Source organism: Luteimonas panaciterrae (assembly GCF_020511115.1).
Taxonomy (GTDB): domain Bacteria; phylum Pseudomonadota; class Gammaproteobacteria; order Xanthomonadales; family Xanthomonadaceae; genus Luteimonas; species Luteimonas panaciterrae.
The window spans coordinates 397,275-412,154 of the sequence record NZ_JAJAVH010000004.1 but is presented as its reverse complement, the minus strand read 5'-3'; the positions used below and the strand labels follow the sequence as shown (position 1 = coordinate 412,154).

At 66.0% G+C, this 14,880-nt stretch carries 10 protein-coding genes; 1 reads left to right on the top strand and 9 read right to left on the bottom strand.

Annotation, left to right across the window (positions count from 1 at the left end):
• Positions 1-46 precede the first annotated feature (46 nt).
• The 5 genes from edd to LG367_RS06640 all read right to left on the bottom strand — a co-directional run bounded on the left by edd (position 47) and on the right by LG367_RS06640 (position 6,638).
• Complete coding sequence (gene edd, locus LG367_RS06660; protein WP_226468437.1) at positions 47-1,963, bottom strand: phosphogluconate dehydratase; 1,917 nt, start codon at positions 1,961-1,963, stop codon at positions 47-49.
• Positions 1,964-2,029: 66 nt separating this feature from the next.
• The gene (gene pgl, locus LG367_RS06655; protein WP_226468436.1) at positions 2,030-2,770 is read right to left on the bottom strand and encodes a 6-phosphogluconolactonase; all 741 of its coding nucleotides are present in this window, start codon (positions 2,768-2,770) and stop codon (positions 2,030-2,032) included.
• Positions 2,767-3,792 carry a glucokinase gene (glk, locus tag LG367_RS06650; protein ID WP_226468435.1) on the bottom strand — a complete coding sequence of 342 codons (1,026 nt, stop codon included), beginning with the start codon at positions 3,790-3,792 and terminating at the stop codon, positions 2,767-2,769. The genes pgl and glk overlap by 4 nt, the downstream gene beginning before the upstream one ends.
• A complete protein-coding gene (gene zwf, locus LG367_RS06645) occupies positions 3,789-5,219 on the bottom strand; it encodes a glucose-6-phosphate dehydrogenase (protein ID WP_226468434.1) in 1,431 nt (476 codons plus the stop codon). The genes glk and zwf overlap by 4 nt, the downstream gene beginning before the upstream one ends.
• A 33-nt stretch (positions 5,220-5,252) precedes the next feature.
• On the bottom strand, positions 5,253-6,638 hold the full coding sequence (locus LG367_RS06640) for a GH1 family beta-glucosidase (RefSeq protein WP_226468433.1): 1,386 nt from the start codon (positions 6,636-6,638) through the stop codon (positions 5,253-5,255).
• A 207-nt stretch (positions 6,639-6,845) separates the two neighbouring features.
• Between LG367_RS06640 and LG367_RS06635 the strand changes: the two genes are divergently transcribed.
• Positions 6,846-7,952, top strand: coding sequence for an ABC transporter ATP-binding protein (locus tag LG367_RS06635; protein WP_226468432.1), 1,107 nt, complete (start codon positions 6,846-6,848; stop codon positions 7,950-7,952).
• 67 nt (positions 7,953-8,019) lie between these two features.
• Here the strand turns inward: LG367_RS06635 and LG367_RS06630 are convergent, their stop codons facing one another.
• The 4 genes from LG367_RS06630 to LG367_RS06615 form a co-directional block, all read right to left on the bottom strand.
• The gene (locus tag LG367_RS06630; protein ID WP_226468629.1) at positions 8,020-10,365 is read right to left on the bottom strand and encodes a TonB-dependent receptor; all 2,346 of its coding nucleotides are present in this window, start codon (positions 10,363-10,365) and stop codon (positions 8,020-8,022) included.
• 164 nt (positions 10,366-10,529) lie between these two features.
• Complete coding sequence (gene pgmB, locus LG367_RS06625) at positions 10,530-11,201, bottom strand: beta-phosphoglucomutase (protein ID WP_226468431.1); 672 nt, start codon at positions 11,199-11,201, stop codon at positions 10,530-10,532.
• Positions 11,198-13,582 (bottom strand): glycoside hydrolase family 65 protein, encoded by a 2,385-nt coding sequence (locus tag LG367_RS06620; RefSeq protein WP_226468430.1) that lies wholly within the window; start codon positions 13,580-13,582, stop codon positions 11,198-11,200. The genes pgmB and LG367_RS06620 overlap by 4 nt, the downstream gene beginning before the upstream one ends.
• Before the next feature lie 139 nt (positions 13,583-13,721).
• Entirely contained in the window at positions 13,722-14,735 is a 1,014-nt protein-coding gene (locus LG367_RS06615; RefSeq protein ID WP_226468429.1) for a LacI family DNA-binding transcriptional regulator, read from the bottom strand.
• Positions 14,736-14,880 lie beyond the last annotated feature (145 nt).

Below are 14,880 nucleotides of genomic sequence, written 5' to 3'. Positions count from 1 at the left end.
GAGAGTGGTGGGGGCGTGCGGTGATGGCGCGGATGATTGTCGCGCGTCAGGCATCCTTGGCTTCATGCGGTGCTTCCGCGGCGGCCGCATCGTGTCCAAGTTCGTATTCCGCGTCGTACTCCCACACGCTGCCGTCGGCCGAGGGTGGGCCGCAGGAGATCGACAGCGCGCCGCGATCGGCCGGGCCGACCATGGCGCGGTTGTACGCGAAGAGATTGCGCCCGAGGTCCTGCGCATGCGGCGTGGTATTGGGCGCGAGCGTGCGTGCATTCCACTCGTCGGCGTCGACCAGGGCTTCGAGCACGCCGGCCTCGCCGTCCAGGCGGATGATGTCGCCTTCGCGCAGCTTGCCGATGGGACCTTCGCGCGCGGCTTCCGGTGTGAGGTGGATCGCGGCGGGAATCTTGCCGGAAGCACCGGACAGACGGCCATCGGTGACGAGCGCGACGCGGCGGCCCTGGTTCTGCAGCATGCCGAGCAGCGGTGCCAGCGAATGCAGTTCAGGCATGCCGTTGGCGCGCGGGCCCTGGTAGCGCACCACGGCGACGAAATCCTGCGGCAGGCTGCCGGCGGCGTGCAGCTTGTTCAAGGCTTGCGGTGTGTCGACGACCACTGCGGGCGCTTCGATCGTGCGGAATTCGGGCTTCACCGCCGAGAGCTTGATCAGCGAGCGTCCGAGGTTGCCGCGCAGCAGTCGCAGTCCGCCCTGTGCTTCGAAGGCATTGGCGGCGGGCCGCACCACGTTTTCGTCGGCGCTGTCGGCGATGCCGGGCGAGTAGGCGAGCGTTCCGTCTTGCAAACGCGGTTCGTCGCAGTAGGCACGCATGCCGCCGGGCACGACGGTAGCGATGTCCTCGTGCATCAGACCGGCATCGAGCAGTTCGCGGAACACGAACGGGATGCCGCCCGCGGCGGCGAAGCGGTTCACATCGGCGTCGCCGTTGGGATAGACGCGCGCCAGCAATGGCACGGTCTGCGAGATCACGTCGATGTCGTCCCACGTCAGCACGATGCCGGCGGCGCGCGCGACCGCGACCCAGTGGATCGTGTGATTGGTGGAGCCGCCGGTCGCCATCAAAGCGGCGAGGGCGTTGACGATGGCGCGCTCGTCGATCAAACGTCCGAATGGCCGATAGTCCGCACCGAGAGCGGTGATGCGCAGCGCGCGTTCAGTGGCCGCGCGCGTCAACGCATCGCGGAGCGGCGTGCCGGGATTGACGAAGGAAGATCCGGGCAATTGCACGCCCATCGCTTCAAGCAACACCTGGTTGGAATTGGCGGTGCCGTAGAAGGTGCAGGTGCCGGGCGCGTGATACGAGGCGGCTTCGGCTTCGAGCAATTCCTCGCGCGTGGCCTCGCCGGCGGCGTAGCGTTCGCGCACTTCCGCCTTTTTCTTGTTGGGAATGCCGGGCGTCATCGGGCCGGCGGGCACGAAGATGGCGGGCAGATGACCGAAGGCGAGGGCACCGATCAGCAGGCCCGGCACGATCTTGTCGCAGACGCCGAGGTAGAGGGTGCTGTCGAACATGTCGTGCGAGAGCGAGATCGCCGTCGCCTGCGCGATCGCGTCGCGCGAGAACAGCGACAGTTCCATGCCGGCGCGGCCCTGGGTCACGCCGTCGCACATTGCCGGCACGCCGCCGGCGACCTGCGCGGTGGCGCCCAGTTCCCGCGCGATCTCGCGGATCATCGCCGGATACGTCTCGAACGGCTGATGCGCCGAGAGCATGTCGTTGTACGCGTTGACGATGGCGAGGTTGGGCGTGACATCCGCGCGCAGACGGCCCTTGTCGGTCGGCCCGCACGCGGCGAAGCCGTGCGCGAGATTGCCGCAGGACAGCCGCGTGCGCGTTGGGCCTTCACGATGGGCCGCGTCGATGCCGGCGAGATACGCCGCACGCGAAGGCGCGCTGCGCTTGCGGATGCGGTCGGTGACGGCGGCGATGCGGGGATGGAGGCTCATGGGCGGCGGCGATGAGGCTTTGGTGGGGGTTTTAGCGCGGCGGGAGCCGGTATTTCCGCGAGGAGATCACGGACACCAATGCACCAGCAATGATGCGCCTGGCGTGGTGAATGCAATGCGTATCGGCAATTCCGTCGGGTCGTCGCCTTGCAGCGCCCGCTCGAAGATCTTGCGTTTTGACTCGCCACGGATCAGCAGCAATCGCGTGCTCGCGGGTTGCAGTCCGGCGGGCGTGAGGCTGATGCGGCGGTTCCAGGCACCAGCGACGGGACAACCGGTCGCGTCGACGGCGATGTAGGCCTGCGGAGAGGTCAACGCCTGTGCCAATCCGCGCATGCCGGGAAACAGCGAGGCGGTATGGCCATCCTCGCCCATGCCGAGCGTGACGATATCCGCCGGCTGCTTCGCATGCAGATTGGCGGCGGCGATCACATCGTCGATGCTGCGCCCGGGCGATGTCATGGTTTCGAAGCGCGCGGCGGCGGCCTTGTCCCGCAACAGCGATTCGCGCACGTAGCGGGCGTTGCTGTCAGGGTCATCGGGTTGCAGCCAGCGCTCGTCGACGAGGCCGACATCGACCCGCTGCCAATCGAGCGGTTCACGCGCGAGAAGTTCGTATGCGGGAGCGGGCGTTCTGCCGCCGGACAACAGCAACCGCACGCGCGGCTGCTGCTGCAATTTACGTTGCAGTTCGGCCGACAATGTCGCGGCACTGGCCGCGGCCCATTGTTCGACGGAGTCGAAGGCAAGGAAGCGCACGCGCGGATCGCCGCTCAAGGATTCGATATGGGGATCCTTCGCGTTCATTGCGGTTTGGCGGCGATGCGGCGAGCGATCGCGGCCGTCCCGAGCAATCCGGCATGCGGATGCAGCACGGCGAGCGAGGGAATGCGCGCCATGTTCGAGGAAAAACGTCCTTTGTGCTCGAAGCGCTGGCGGAAGCCGGAACGGCGCAGGGCGTCGAGCATGCGCGGCACCAGTCCGCCGGTGAGGAAGACGCCGTCCCAGGCGCCGGTCGTCAGCACGAGATCGCCGGCGATCGCGCCGAACACGGCGCAGAACACGTCGATGCTGCGCATGCAGAGCAGATCGCCCTGGGCGGCGCGCGCAGTGATGTCTTCCGGCGTCATCGGACCGGGATCGGTGCGGGCGATTTCGGACAACGCGCGATGGATGTTCACCAGCCCAGGGCCGCAGATCAGGCGCTCGTTGGAAACGCGCCCGAACTGCGCCGACAGGCGTTCGAGGATGGCGATTTCTTCGGGCGTGCCGGGCGGGAAGCTGACGTGGCCGCCCTCGGTCTCGATCGGCCAATGTTCTCCACCGCGCACGACCAGGACGCCGACGCCAAGTCCGGTGCCAGGGCCGATCACCGCGTAGACGCGATCGCGCGGCTCGGAATCGGGACGCCAGGCGACGCCGCCGACCGGCACCACGTCATCGGTCTGCAGCAGCACGATCGACATCGATTGCGCGGCGAAGTCGTTGACCAACTCGAGATGGTCGAAATGAAGCGTCTCACAGGTCCGGGATTTAGAGATCACCCACGGGTGGTTGGTGATGCGTCCGACATCGCCTTCGACACGTCCCGCGATCGCAAAAACCCCTTGCTTCACTTCGACATCGGCCTGCGAGGCGACCCCGGTCTGTTCGAGGTAATGCTGCGCGGCATCGCCGAGCGACGGGAAGTCGGTGACCGCGTACTTCTGTACGGTGTCGGTGAGCAGTGGCAGCGGTGCGTCGGGATCGGCTAGCGCGAAGCGGGCGTTGGTTCCGCCGATGTCGGCCAACAGGGTGCGGCGCCCAGAACCGCTGGTGCCGGCGCTCATGTGGCCTTTTTCCTGTGTCCGTTTCCGGACAACGTCGCGGGCAGAAAGCTGGAGGCGGCCGAGGGTCCCCAGGACCCCGCCGGATATTCCTGCGCCGGCGTGGAGGCATCGCGCCAGGCATCGCTGATGCTGTCGATCCAGCGCCATGCGGCTTCGACTTCGTCGTCGCGCACGAACAACGTCTGGTCGCCCTTGAGCGCGTCCACCATCAACCGTTCGTAGGCGATACGGCGATGCGGTGTGGGCGACATGCTGAGATCGAGCGACATCGGCTGCAGTTCGGTCGCGCCCCATTCCGGCGCGGCCAGGCTGCCCATCAGGCCGAGTTCGATCGTCTCCTCCGGCTGCAGGCGCATGCGCAGTCGGTTGGAGCGCGCACGCTTCTTGCTGGGGCGTTCGAAGACCCAGTGCGAGGTCGGTTTGAACGTCACCAACACTTCGGTCGTGCGCGAGGGCATGCGCTTGCCGGTGACCAGGCGGAACGGCACACCGGCCCAGCGCCAGTTGTCGATCCAGGCGCGCAGGGCGACGAAGGTTTCGACATCGCTGTCGTGGGTGAAGCCCTTGACGGCCTCGCCATCGACCACGCCGGCACTGTAGCGGCCACGCACGCTGTCGATGGCGGCGTCGGCGGCGCTCATCGGACGCAACGCGCGCAACACCTTGGTCTTCTCGTCGCGGACGCTGTCGGCATCGAGCGCGGCCGGCGGTTCCATCGCGATCAGGGCCAGCAGCTGCAGCATGTGGTTCTGCACCATGTCACGCAGCGCGCCGTAGTTGGCGTAGTAGCCTTCGCGGCCGTCGACGCCAGCGGTTTCCGCGACCAGGATGTCGACGGATTCGATCCAGCGATGCTGCCACACCGCTTCCATCAGCGTGTTGCCGAAGCGCAGCGCCAGCAGGTTCTGCACCGGCGCCTTGCCGAGGTAGTGATCGATGCGGAAGATGCGCTTCTCGTCGAGTGCCGACTTGAGCGTGTTGTTGATCTCGCGCGCCGAGGCGAGATCACGGCCGATCGGCTTCTCAAGCACCAGTCGCGATTCGCCTTCCAGCAGTCCGGCCGCCTTCAGGCCGCGGCAGGCGGGCGCGAACAGGTCGGGTGGCGTGGAGAGGTAGCTGACGCTCGGGCGGTCCGCGTATTGCGACAGCGTCTTCGCCATCGCGTCGGCATCGTTGAGGTCGAGCGCGTAGTAGGTGATGCGGCCGAGCAGGTCTTCCAGCGCGCGCGTCTCGCGATCGTCGTCGTTCTGGATGCGTTCGCGCAGCCAGGCGCGGAAGCCGTCGTTGTCGTATTCGCTGCGGCCCACCGCCACCACGCGGAAGGTGGCGGGGAGCAGACGGTCACGCAACAGATGTTGCAGGGACGGGAACAGGTAGCGCTGCGCGAGATCGCCGGTGGCGCCGAAGAGCAGCAGGGTGTCGTGCATGAGGAGCGGGGTTCCTCGCCGAAGTGGGGAAGGTCAGTAGGGAAGAGGGTCCGCCAGCTTGGTGCCGTGCGTGGCGATCACCTCAGAATACCAGCGCGCGCTGTCTTTCGGTGTACGTTCCTGCGTTCCGTAATTGACATGGACAATACCGAACCGTTTGGAATAGCCGAGCGACCATTCCATGTTGTCGAGGAACGACCACAGCATGTAGCCGCGGATGTCCACGCCGGCCTCGATGGCGTCGTGGATGGCGCCGATGTGCTTGCGCAGGTAGTCGATGCGCAGCGGGTCGCGCACGCGACCGTTGTCGGCCACCGGCGGGTCAAAAAATGACGCGCCGTTCTCGGTGATGTACACGGGCAGGTCGCCGTAAGTCTTCTTGAACCACAGCAGCAGGTCGACGAGGCCCTGCTGGAAGACTTCCCAGCCGGTCTCGGTGTAGGTGCCGAGCGGGTTGCGCACCACGCCGGTGTTGAGCGGGTAGCTTTCGGCCGCGCGCGTGATGCTGCGGGTGTAGTAGTTGATCCCGACGAAGTCGAGCGGCTGCTTGATCAGCGCGTAGTCCTCGGCCGGCCAGTCCGGCCAGGCGTCGCCGAAGATCTCCTTCAGCTCCGGCGGGTAATGGCCGAGCAGGGCGGGGTGCAGGTACTGCTCGTTCATGTAGGCATGCGCGCGCTTCACCGCCGCCGCGTCCTCGGCGGAGTCGGTGGCCGGGTATTTCGGCTCGATGTTCACCACCAGGCCGATCTCGTGCTTGCCCTCGGCGCGATAGGCCTGCACGGCGGCGCCATGGGCGCGCATCAGATTGTGGCTGGCGATCGGCGCTTCGTACTTGCTGCGGTGGCCGGGCGCGAGCGCGCCGTGCAGATAGCCGCCGTCGGTGATCACCCAGGGTTCGTTGAGCGTCACCCATTTCTTCACGCGGCCATCGAGCGCGCGGTACAGCACGCTGCCGTATTCGGCGAACCAGTCGGCGCTCTCACGATTGAGCCAGCCGCCGCGGTCGTCGAGCGCGGCGGGCAGGTCCCAGTGGTAGAGGGTCAGCAGCGGTTCGATGCCGTTGGCGAGGAGTTCGTCGACCAGGCGCGAGTAGAAATCGACACCGGCCTGGTTCACCCGCCCCGTGCCTTCGGGCAGGATGCGCGACCAGGAGACGCTGAAGCGATAGGCCTGCAAGCCCAGTTCCCGCATCAGCTTCACGTCGTCCTTCCAGCGCCGGTAGTGATCACAGGCGACGTCGCCGGTGTCGCCGTTGAGCATCATGCCGGGGGTGTGCGCGAAGCGGGTCCAGATGCTGGGACCGGCACCATCGGCCAGCGGAGAGCCTTCGATCTGGTGGGCGGCCGTGGCGGCGCCCCATAGGAAGCCTTTCGGGAACTTCAAAGCGGACGGGTCTTTTTCTTCTTGCGCTTGGCTCATCAGCCAGAATCCTCTTAGATTTGTTCGGCACAGTGGCATGAAAACGATTACATGCCAGAATACCGCAATGTTCCGGCCGAATGTAAGGGTGAACGGGTGCAGTTTCGCGGGTTGAAGCCCTTAATGCGAGATGCCTGCGATGCCCGAGCGTCACCAATGGCGGGAAATGCGAAATCGAACAAGCCGTCCCGAACAAGCGGAGAACGCATGGCCAGTGTCCAGCTCGAACAAGTGCGCAAGGTCTACCCCAATGGTTTCGTCGGTGTGGCCGGCGCCTCGTTCGAGATCGGTGACGGCGAACTGCTGGTCCTGGTCGGGCCATCCGGCTGCGGCAAATCGACGCTGCTGCGCATGATCGCCGGGCTGGAGACGATCTCCTCCGGCACGCTCAGGATCGGCGGGCGCGTGGTGAACGAGGTGGCGCCGAAGGACCGCGACATCGCCATGGTGTTCCAGAGCTACGCGCTGTATCCGCACATGACGGTGGCGGAGAACCTCGCCTTCGGCCTGAAGCTGCGCAGCCAGGACAAGGCGATGATCACGTCGCGCGTCGCCGATGCCGCCAAGACGCTGGAACTGGATGCGCTGCTCGACCGCAAGCCCGCCGCGCTGTCGGGCGGACAGCGTCAGCGCGTCGCGCTCGGGCGTGCGCTGGTGCGGCAGCCGCAGGTGTTCCTGCTCGACGAACCGCTGTCCAACCTCGATGCGAAGCTGCGCGCGAGCACGCGTGTCGAAATCTCGCGTCTGCATCGCCGCCTTGGCACGACCATGATCTATGTCACGCATGACCAGGTCGAGGCGATGACCCTCGGCGAGCGCATCGTGGTGCTGGACAAAGGGGAGGTCCAGCAGATCGACACGCCGATGGCCTTGTACGAGAAGCCCGCCAATCTTTTCGTCGCCACGTTTCTCGGCAGCCCGAAGATGAATCTGCTGTTCGGGCCGTTACTCGAAGATGCGCAGAACGGTCTGCGTTTGCGTATCGCCGAAGGCGTGGAGCTTCCACTTAGACCTGATGCCGCGATGCGCGCGCTGCTGCAGTCGTACGTGGGCAAGGAACTGACAGTCGGCCTGCGGCCGGAAGACATGCATCTAAGTCACGAAGGCGACATCGGCCGTTTGCCGGCGAAAGTGGAAACGGTGGAACCGGTCGGCAGCGAGGCCTACATCAACCTCGGCTGCGGCGGCTGCGACCTTGTCGTGCGCCTGCCGCCGTACAACCTGCCAACGGTGGGACAGACGGTGCATCTCGGATACGAAGAAGCGCGGATGCACTTCTTCGACAGCACCAGCGGCAAGCGACTGGCCGCTTAGGACTCGACTTAAGACTCGACGCGAAATCCCCTCTCCCGCGTGCGGGAGAGGGGGCGTGAGGGCAATCTCACCAACGATAAGCCGCGGAGAACTGATAGGAGCGTCCCGCGATCGGCCGTCCCAGGAACACGCCGCCGGTCCCGCCGCCTTCCACGCGCACGTTGCCTTCCGTCAGGCCCAACTCGTTTGTGACGTTGCTGCCGCTGGCGGTGAACTCCCAGTGATCGCCGTAATGCAGGCTCGCGCCGGCATCCAGCGTGTGATACGAGGGCAGCAACTGCTCGTTGGCGAGATCCGCATAGCGATCGCCGATGTACGAATAGGTGGCGAACACCTTCAGATCGCCGAACGGCAGCGTCCAGTAGTAGCTCGGCGTGAAGCGGAACTGCTTCTTGGGCTGGCGCATCACCTGATTGCCGGTGAAGTCCTCGTAGTTCCGGTACTTCGCATCGAGCCAGACGCCGGTCAGGGCGAGTTCCAGGCCACCGACCGGGCGGATCGCGCCCTCGACTTCCACGCCGCGAGCACGCGAGTCGCCCATCCGCAGCACGTTCTGGTTGCCCACGAACGCCTGGAACGGCGAGTTCTTGAACTTGTTGTAGAACGCGGTCAGGTAGAGGTCGTACAGCTGGCTTCCCGACTTCAGGCCCAGTTCGTACTGATCCACTTCCTGGATTTCGGTGACGTTGTCGCGCAGATTGTCGAAGCCCGGGAACTTGAAGCCGGAATTCACGCGCGCGAACAGGCTGTTGTTGTCGTTGAGCTTGAAGTTCAGGCCGGCGGTCCAGGAAATCTTGTCGTCGGTCTGATCAATGCGACGGAAGGTCGGCAGCGACACCGAGGTGTTGTTGTCGTACAGCGTGTTCGGATCGCCATCCAGGTCGACCGTCGCCGTGTCGTGCACGATGCCGTCGACTTCCTGTTTCTCGTAGCGCACGCCCAGATCGAGGCGGAAGCGTTCGTTGATCTGCCACTCGTCGGCCACGAAGAAGGCGGTGTTCTCGCCGTCGTAGTTGGCGCGCAGCGCGAAGAACGAGGTGCCGACGAAGCCGTTGTTGGTGACGCGGCGGCCGTCGTCGAGCGTCACATCGATGCGCCTGGCATGATTCTCGGCGGTGAGCAGCATGTCGTTGCCCAGATACCAGGTGTCGCGCGAGGAGTACTTGGCGTAGTAGGAGCCGAAGGTCAGCGTATTGCCTTCGAACAGCTCGCGGCTGAAGCGCAGATCGTTGGTGAAGGAGTTCAGCTCCTTGTCGACCACCCACCAGCCGGCGGTCAGCACTTGCTGGTTGGGATCGACCGCGCCGCCGCCGTTGGTGTAGGTCGCGGTGCCGGTGCTGCCGAACGAGGCGATGTAGTCGGAGATCGTGCGCGGGCTCGGCCCGGTGAACAGCGCGTTGGTCGGAGCGTCACCGCCCATCCAGTTGAAGTGATCGCTGATGGTCCAGTCGCCGATGTTCCAGTCCAGCGAGCCGCCGAAGACGCTGATGTTGACGCCGCGTCCGTCAGCCAGATCACGCGTGATGGTCTCGCCGTTCTGACCCACCGGCAGGGTGACGTGGCGGAAATCCCGGCTCAGCAAGGTGCCGGATTGCGCGTTCAAGCCCGGGAAGCTCGACAGGCTCTTGCCGCCGTTGCGCGAGAGCAGCGGAATGGCGGTGTAGAACGCGTTGTTGTCGTCGGTATGGCGGACGTAGAAGTTGACCTCGCCCGTATCCCAGCGCCGGGACAGCGTCGCGCTGAACTGGCCGCCGTTGTCGGCGGGGAATTCCGGATCGCGTACACCATCGGTGATGCGGTAGAAGCCGCCGAAGCTGGCATACCAGCCTTCGCCGATCTTGCCGCCAGTGAAGACGTCGAGGCGGCGCAGGTTGTCGCTGCCCACGGTGAGCCGCACGCTGCCTTCCGGTTCGTCCTGGCCGCGCTTCTGGATGAAGTTGACGGTGGCGCCGGGCTGGCCGTTGGAGAAGATCGGGCTGGAACCGCCGCGCAGCACTTCAAGACGCTCGATGGTGTCGTCGGTGCGGAACAGCGTGGAGTTTTCGAGGAAGGACAGTGTCGGTGGCGGGAACAGCGGCGAGCCGTCCAACTGCACGGTGACGAAGGGTGCATCGCCTTCCGACGGCATGCCGCGCACGAAGATGTTGGCGCCGGTGCCACCGCCGGTGGATTCGGCCCATATGCCGGGCACGATCTTCAGCAGATCGGCGGTGCTCTGCGGAACGGCTTCTTGGATTTGCTCCGGTGTCGCGGTGGTGATCGAGAAGCTGGTGTCGCGCTTGCGCAATCCCTTGAACTGCGCGGTACCGCTGACCACGATGGTGTCGAGGGTCGTGGCTTCGCTTTTCTCTTCGGGTTGTGCCTGCGCGGGCGCGGCCGGGGCTGGATCGGTCGATTGCGCGGATGCGGCCATCGGCAGCAGCGTGGCGGTGATCGCGGCGGACAGTGCTACGAACAATCTGTCTCGAAGATGCTTGTCTCGAATGGTGTTGACGTGCCTCATGTTGCTCCCTCCACTGGGTGATGTTGTTGTAATGACACTCGCGGTCTTGTGTGCCGCGTTATGTGTTTGGCGCGTTAGTGTTCTTGAAGGATGAATTCCTCCAGGCGCAGATCTCCGATGCGCGGCAATACCGCGTCGGCCTGTGCCAGATCCGCGGGATCGCCGATGCCGATCGCCGCCATGCCGGCGGCCTTGATCGCGGCGATACCGGCGGCCGCGTCCTCGATGCCGATGCAGTCTTGTGGTGCGATGCCCAACGCCGATGCGGCGGCCAGGAACAGATCGGGGCTGGGTTTCGGGCGCGCCTGCGCGGGATCGGCGATGGCGTCGAAGACCTCGGCGATGCCGAGCCGATCGAGCAGGGCGGGCGCGTTGCGGCTGGCCGAGGCGAGCGCGGTGCGCAGGCCTTTGGCGTGTGCCTCGCGTAACAATTCGGTGACGCCGGGAAACAGGTTCTCTTTGCCGAACGTGGCGATGGCGCTCTTGTAGTAACCGTTCTTGCGATCGGTCAGCGCGTGCTTTTCTTCCGCGCTGTAACTGCGTGTGGCGCGTTCGAGGATGATGTCGAGCGAGGCCGCGCGATCGACGCCTTTCAATCGCAGATTGACGCGTTCGTCGAACGGGACGCCGATCTCGTCGGCGAGCCGTTTCCAGGCGCGGTAGTGCAGTTCGGCGGTGTCGGTCAGCACGCCGTCCAGATCGAAAATCAGGGCACGGCAGTAGCGGGGAAAGACGCCGCCGCTCACGGTGCCTCCGCGGCGTGGAGGTGCAGCGGCGCGCGCGTTTCGGCGTCCGGTTGCAGGAGCAGCGATTGACCGCCGTGATCGATCCGCAGCGCATCGCTGCCGCTCAGGCGGTAGCGCACGCCATCGCTCGCGACGTCGATGCGCAGGCGCCGGCCGCGCCAGTGCACGCCGAAGCGATAGCCGTTCCAGCCGGCGGGCAGGGTGGGTGTGAACGTCAGTTCGCCATCGATCACGCGCAATCCGGCGAAGCCCCAGGCGACGCCAAGCCAGCTGCCCGCCATCGCCGCCATGTGCACGCCGTGGTCAGTGTTGCCGTGCAAGTCATCGAGATCGACGCGCAGCGCCTCGGTGAAGTAATGCAGCGCCTTTTCGTGCAGGCCCAGTTCGCTGGCGACGATGCCGTGGATCGCCGGCGACAGCGTGGAATCGTGCGTGGTGATGGCTTCGTAGTAGTCGTAGCTGCGGCGCTTGAGACCGGCGTCGAAACCATCGCCGGCCAGCGCCAATGCCATGACCACATCGGCCTGCTTGCAGACTTGATGCCGGTAAAGCGTGAGCGGATGGAAATCCAGCAGCAGTGGGCGATCATGGTTGTGATCGGTCAGATCCCAGCGTGGCTTGTGCAGGAAGGTGTCGTCCTGCGCGAGGATGTCGAGCCTGGCGTCAACCGGCAGTTGCATCGCTTCGGCGGCGCGGCGCCAGAAATCGATTTCCTCCTGGGCCAGCGACAGACGTTCGGCGAGTGCCCGCAGTTCTCGCGGATGCGAGGCGGAGAGGCTTTCCCACACCGCCACCGCGCGCAGCAGGTGCCGCTGCGCCATGCGGTTGGTGTAGAAGTTGTTGTCGACCAGCGCGGTGTATTCGTCGGGGCCGGTGACGTCGTGGATACCGAACGCGCCGCCGCGCAGCGGATCGAAATGACCGGCCTGCGGCCAGATGCGTGCCGTCTCGAACAGCATCTCGGCACCGCCTTCGAGCAGGAAGCCGGTATCGCCGGTGGCATCGAGGTACAGGCCGATCGCGTAGGCGATGTCGGCATTGATGTGATACGCCGCCGAACCGCTCGGGTAGTGTGCGGAACATTCGGCGCCAGCGATGGTGCGCCAGGGATACAGCGCGCCACGTGGATGGTTCATCTCGCGCGCGTTGGCGCGCGCGGCGTCGAGCGTGCGATAGCGGTAGCCGAGCATCGCGCGCGCGATGCTCGGCGCGGTGTACAGCATCACCGGCAGCACGAAGACTTCGGTATCCCAGAAGCAGTGGCCTTCGTAGCCTTCGCCGGTCAGTCCTTTCGCGGCGGTACCGTTGCGCGCATCACGGCTGGCCGATTGCATGAGGTGGAACAGGTTGAAGCGCAGCGACAGCTGAGTGCGTGCATCGCCGATGACGTCGATGTCGGCATCGCGCCAGAACGCGTCGAGGGTCGCCGCCTGCGCGGCCGCGAGAGCGGCGTAGCCGCCATTCGCGGTTTCGACGGCGAGCGCGATGGCATCGGCCACGGGCGCGAGCGCATCGGTGACGCCTTCGCCACTGCTGGCGTAGGCGACGAACTTCTCAAGCGCCGCGCTCTGTCCCGGCCGCAGTTCGGCGCGGAAGCGCTGCACGGCGCGGTGGTCTTCCAGTTCGGCATCGAGGAAGACGAGCGGTCCGCCGTCGAGGCGGTGCGTTTGCGCGCAGCACAGCGCGATGCCGCTCTGCCGCGTGCGCTGCGCCAGGCTGGCGACGTTGGCATCTGCGGCGACGGCGAGCGTGTCGAGCCGATGGCTGCCGACCACGCCGATGCGCGGATCGTCGCCCTGGCGCGCGGGGCGCTGGCCGGTGCGGATAGTGGAGGCGAGCGTCAGCGGGCCGCTGTAATCGATGGAGGTGACGCTGAAACGGATGCCGAGCACGTCCGCGTCCAGCGAGACCAGGCGTTCGCTCTCGATCTGCAGCGTCGCGCCCTGCGGCGTGCGCAGGCGCGAGCGGCGGCGCAGGCAGCCGCTGCGCAGGTCGAGCGTGCGCTCGAAATCGAGCCATTCGCACTGTGCGGTGTCGAGCGGTTCGTCATCCAGGAGGATGGCGATGTGCTTGCCATCGGCGACCGGCACGCGGGTGTCCGTGTTGCGGGCGAAACCGGGCAGGCGTTCGTGGAATTCGATGGGGTGGCGCTCGTACACGCCAGCGAGGAAGCAGCCGTCACTGCCACTGACCGATTCCTCGAAATTGCCGCGCACGCCCAGCGAGCCGTTGGCCAGGGCGAACAGTGATTCGTCTCGGGCGCGGCCATCGGGGTCGTAACGGGTTTGACGCAGGGACCAGCCCGCGTCGCTGGCGGCCCGGTCGGGGTGATTCTCGTGTTGTGACCGGCCGTGCGCCGGGTCTGCTGGTCTTGCGTCCACCCAATCCCCGTCGTCATGGCGTTGGTACTGGACGGCCGGCGAAGTGCCGGCCGTCAGGCGCGCACGCTAGAGGGCCATTGTTATCGATGTCAAGATGCCGGAAGGCGGTTGGGCGGGGCCCGTTCAACGGCCGATACGGTCAGGTCGCGCGGACTACGAGATTGGTCGGCAGGATCTCGGATTCGACCTCCCGCCCCTCGATCAGCGCCAGCGCCTTGCGGGCCAGCAGGACGCCGCCCTCGTGCAGGTTCTGGTGCACCGAGGACAGGGCCGGCACGTAGGTGGCGCCGAGCGGAGTGTCGTCGTAGCCGATCACGGAAACGTCGTCCGGGACGCGCCGCCCGCGCTCGGTGAGCGCGCGGACGGCGCCGATCGCCAGCAAATCGCTGGCGGCGAACAGGGCGTCGATCTGCGGCTGGCGTTCGAGCAGGGTGTGGGTCGCCTTGGCGCCGGCGGCGACGGTGAAGGCCGCCGGTTTGGCCTGTGAGACCTTGAGCTTGTGGGCGGCGAGCACCGTCTCGAAACCGGCCAGGCGCGCGGCCACCTCGGCATGCGCGATATCACCCAGGAAGGCGATGCGATGCCGTCCCAGCGCCACGAAACGCTCCGCGGCCAGCGCGCCGCCGCGGCGGTTGTCGCTGCCGACGGTGACATGGGCGTCGTGCGGCACCTGCGCGCCCCAGACCACCATCGGCAGGTGCCAGCGCGCGACGGTCTCCACCGCGTCCTCGTGCGCGCCCTGGCCGAGCAGGATCACCGCATCGGCGCCGCGCACGGCTGCGGCATCACCGCCTTGACGAGTGGATAGGAGCACGCAATAGCCAGCCGAGGCGAGTTCCTGCGAAATCCCGCCGAGCAGGTCGAGCGGGTAGGGATCCGACATGCGCCGATCCTGCGAGGGCTTCATCTCGACGATCACTGCGACGGTGCGGTTGCTGCGCAGTCGCAGGTTGCGCGCGCTGACGTTGAATGCATAACCCTGCGCCTCGGCGATCGCCTTCACACGCGCCGCCGTCTCCGCATTCACCAAAGGGCTGTTGGCGAGCGCACGTGAGACGGTGATCGCGGAAACGCCGGCCAACTCCGCCAAATCGGCCATGGTCGGGCCGCTGCCGGGCGTGCGGTGCCGCGAAGGTTTGCGCGTCAGTGTCATCGATATCAATCCTTCCTCATCGCCCGTGCAGGCAGCGTTCGTGCGCGAGCATGCTACCCAAACAAGCTGCACGAGGCGGCCTTTTTCGAGGCAAATCCACTCGTTCCATTCGATTGACGAAGTCGGGCTTCTACACACGCAAATG

Bases quoted from the DNA above. Each gene is read 5' to 3' on its own strand.
- edd (WP_226468437.1), bottom strand. From the start codon at position 1,963: ATGAGCCTCCATCCCCGCATCGCCGCCGTCACCGACCGCATCCGCAAG.
- pgl (WP_226468436.1), bottom strand. From the start codon at position 2,770: ATGAACGCGAAGGATCCCCATATCGAATCCTTGAGCGGCGATCCGCGC.
- glk (WP_226468435.1), bottom strand. From the start codon at position 3,792: ATGAGCGCCGGCACCAGCGGTTCTGGGCGCCGCACCCTGTTGGCCGAC.
- zwf (WP_226468434.1), bottom strand. From the start codon at position 5,219: ATGCACGACACCCTGCTGCTCTTCGGCGCCACCGGCGATCTCGCGCAG.
- LG367_RS06640 (WP_226468433.1), bottom strand. From the start codon at position 6,638: ATGAGCCAAGCGCAAGAAGAAAAAGACCCGTCCGCTTTGAAGTTCCCG.
- LG367_RS06635 (WP_226468432.1), top strand. From the start codon at position 6,846: ATGGCCAGTGTCCAGCTCGAACAAGTGCGCAAGGTCTACCCCAATGGT.
- LG367_RS06630 (WP_226468629.1), bottom strand. From the start codon at position 10,365: ATGGCCGCATCCGCGCAATCGACCGATCCAGCCCCGGCCGCGCCCGCG.
- LG367_RS06615 (WP_226468429.1), bottom strand. From the start codon at position 14,735: ATGACACTGACGCGCAAACCTTCGCGGCACCGCACGCCCGGCAGCGGC.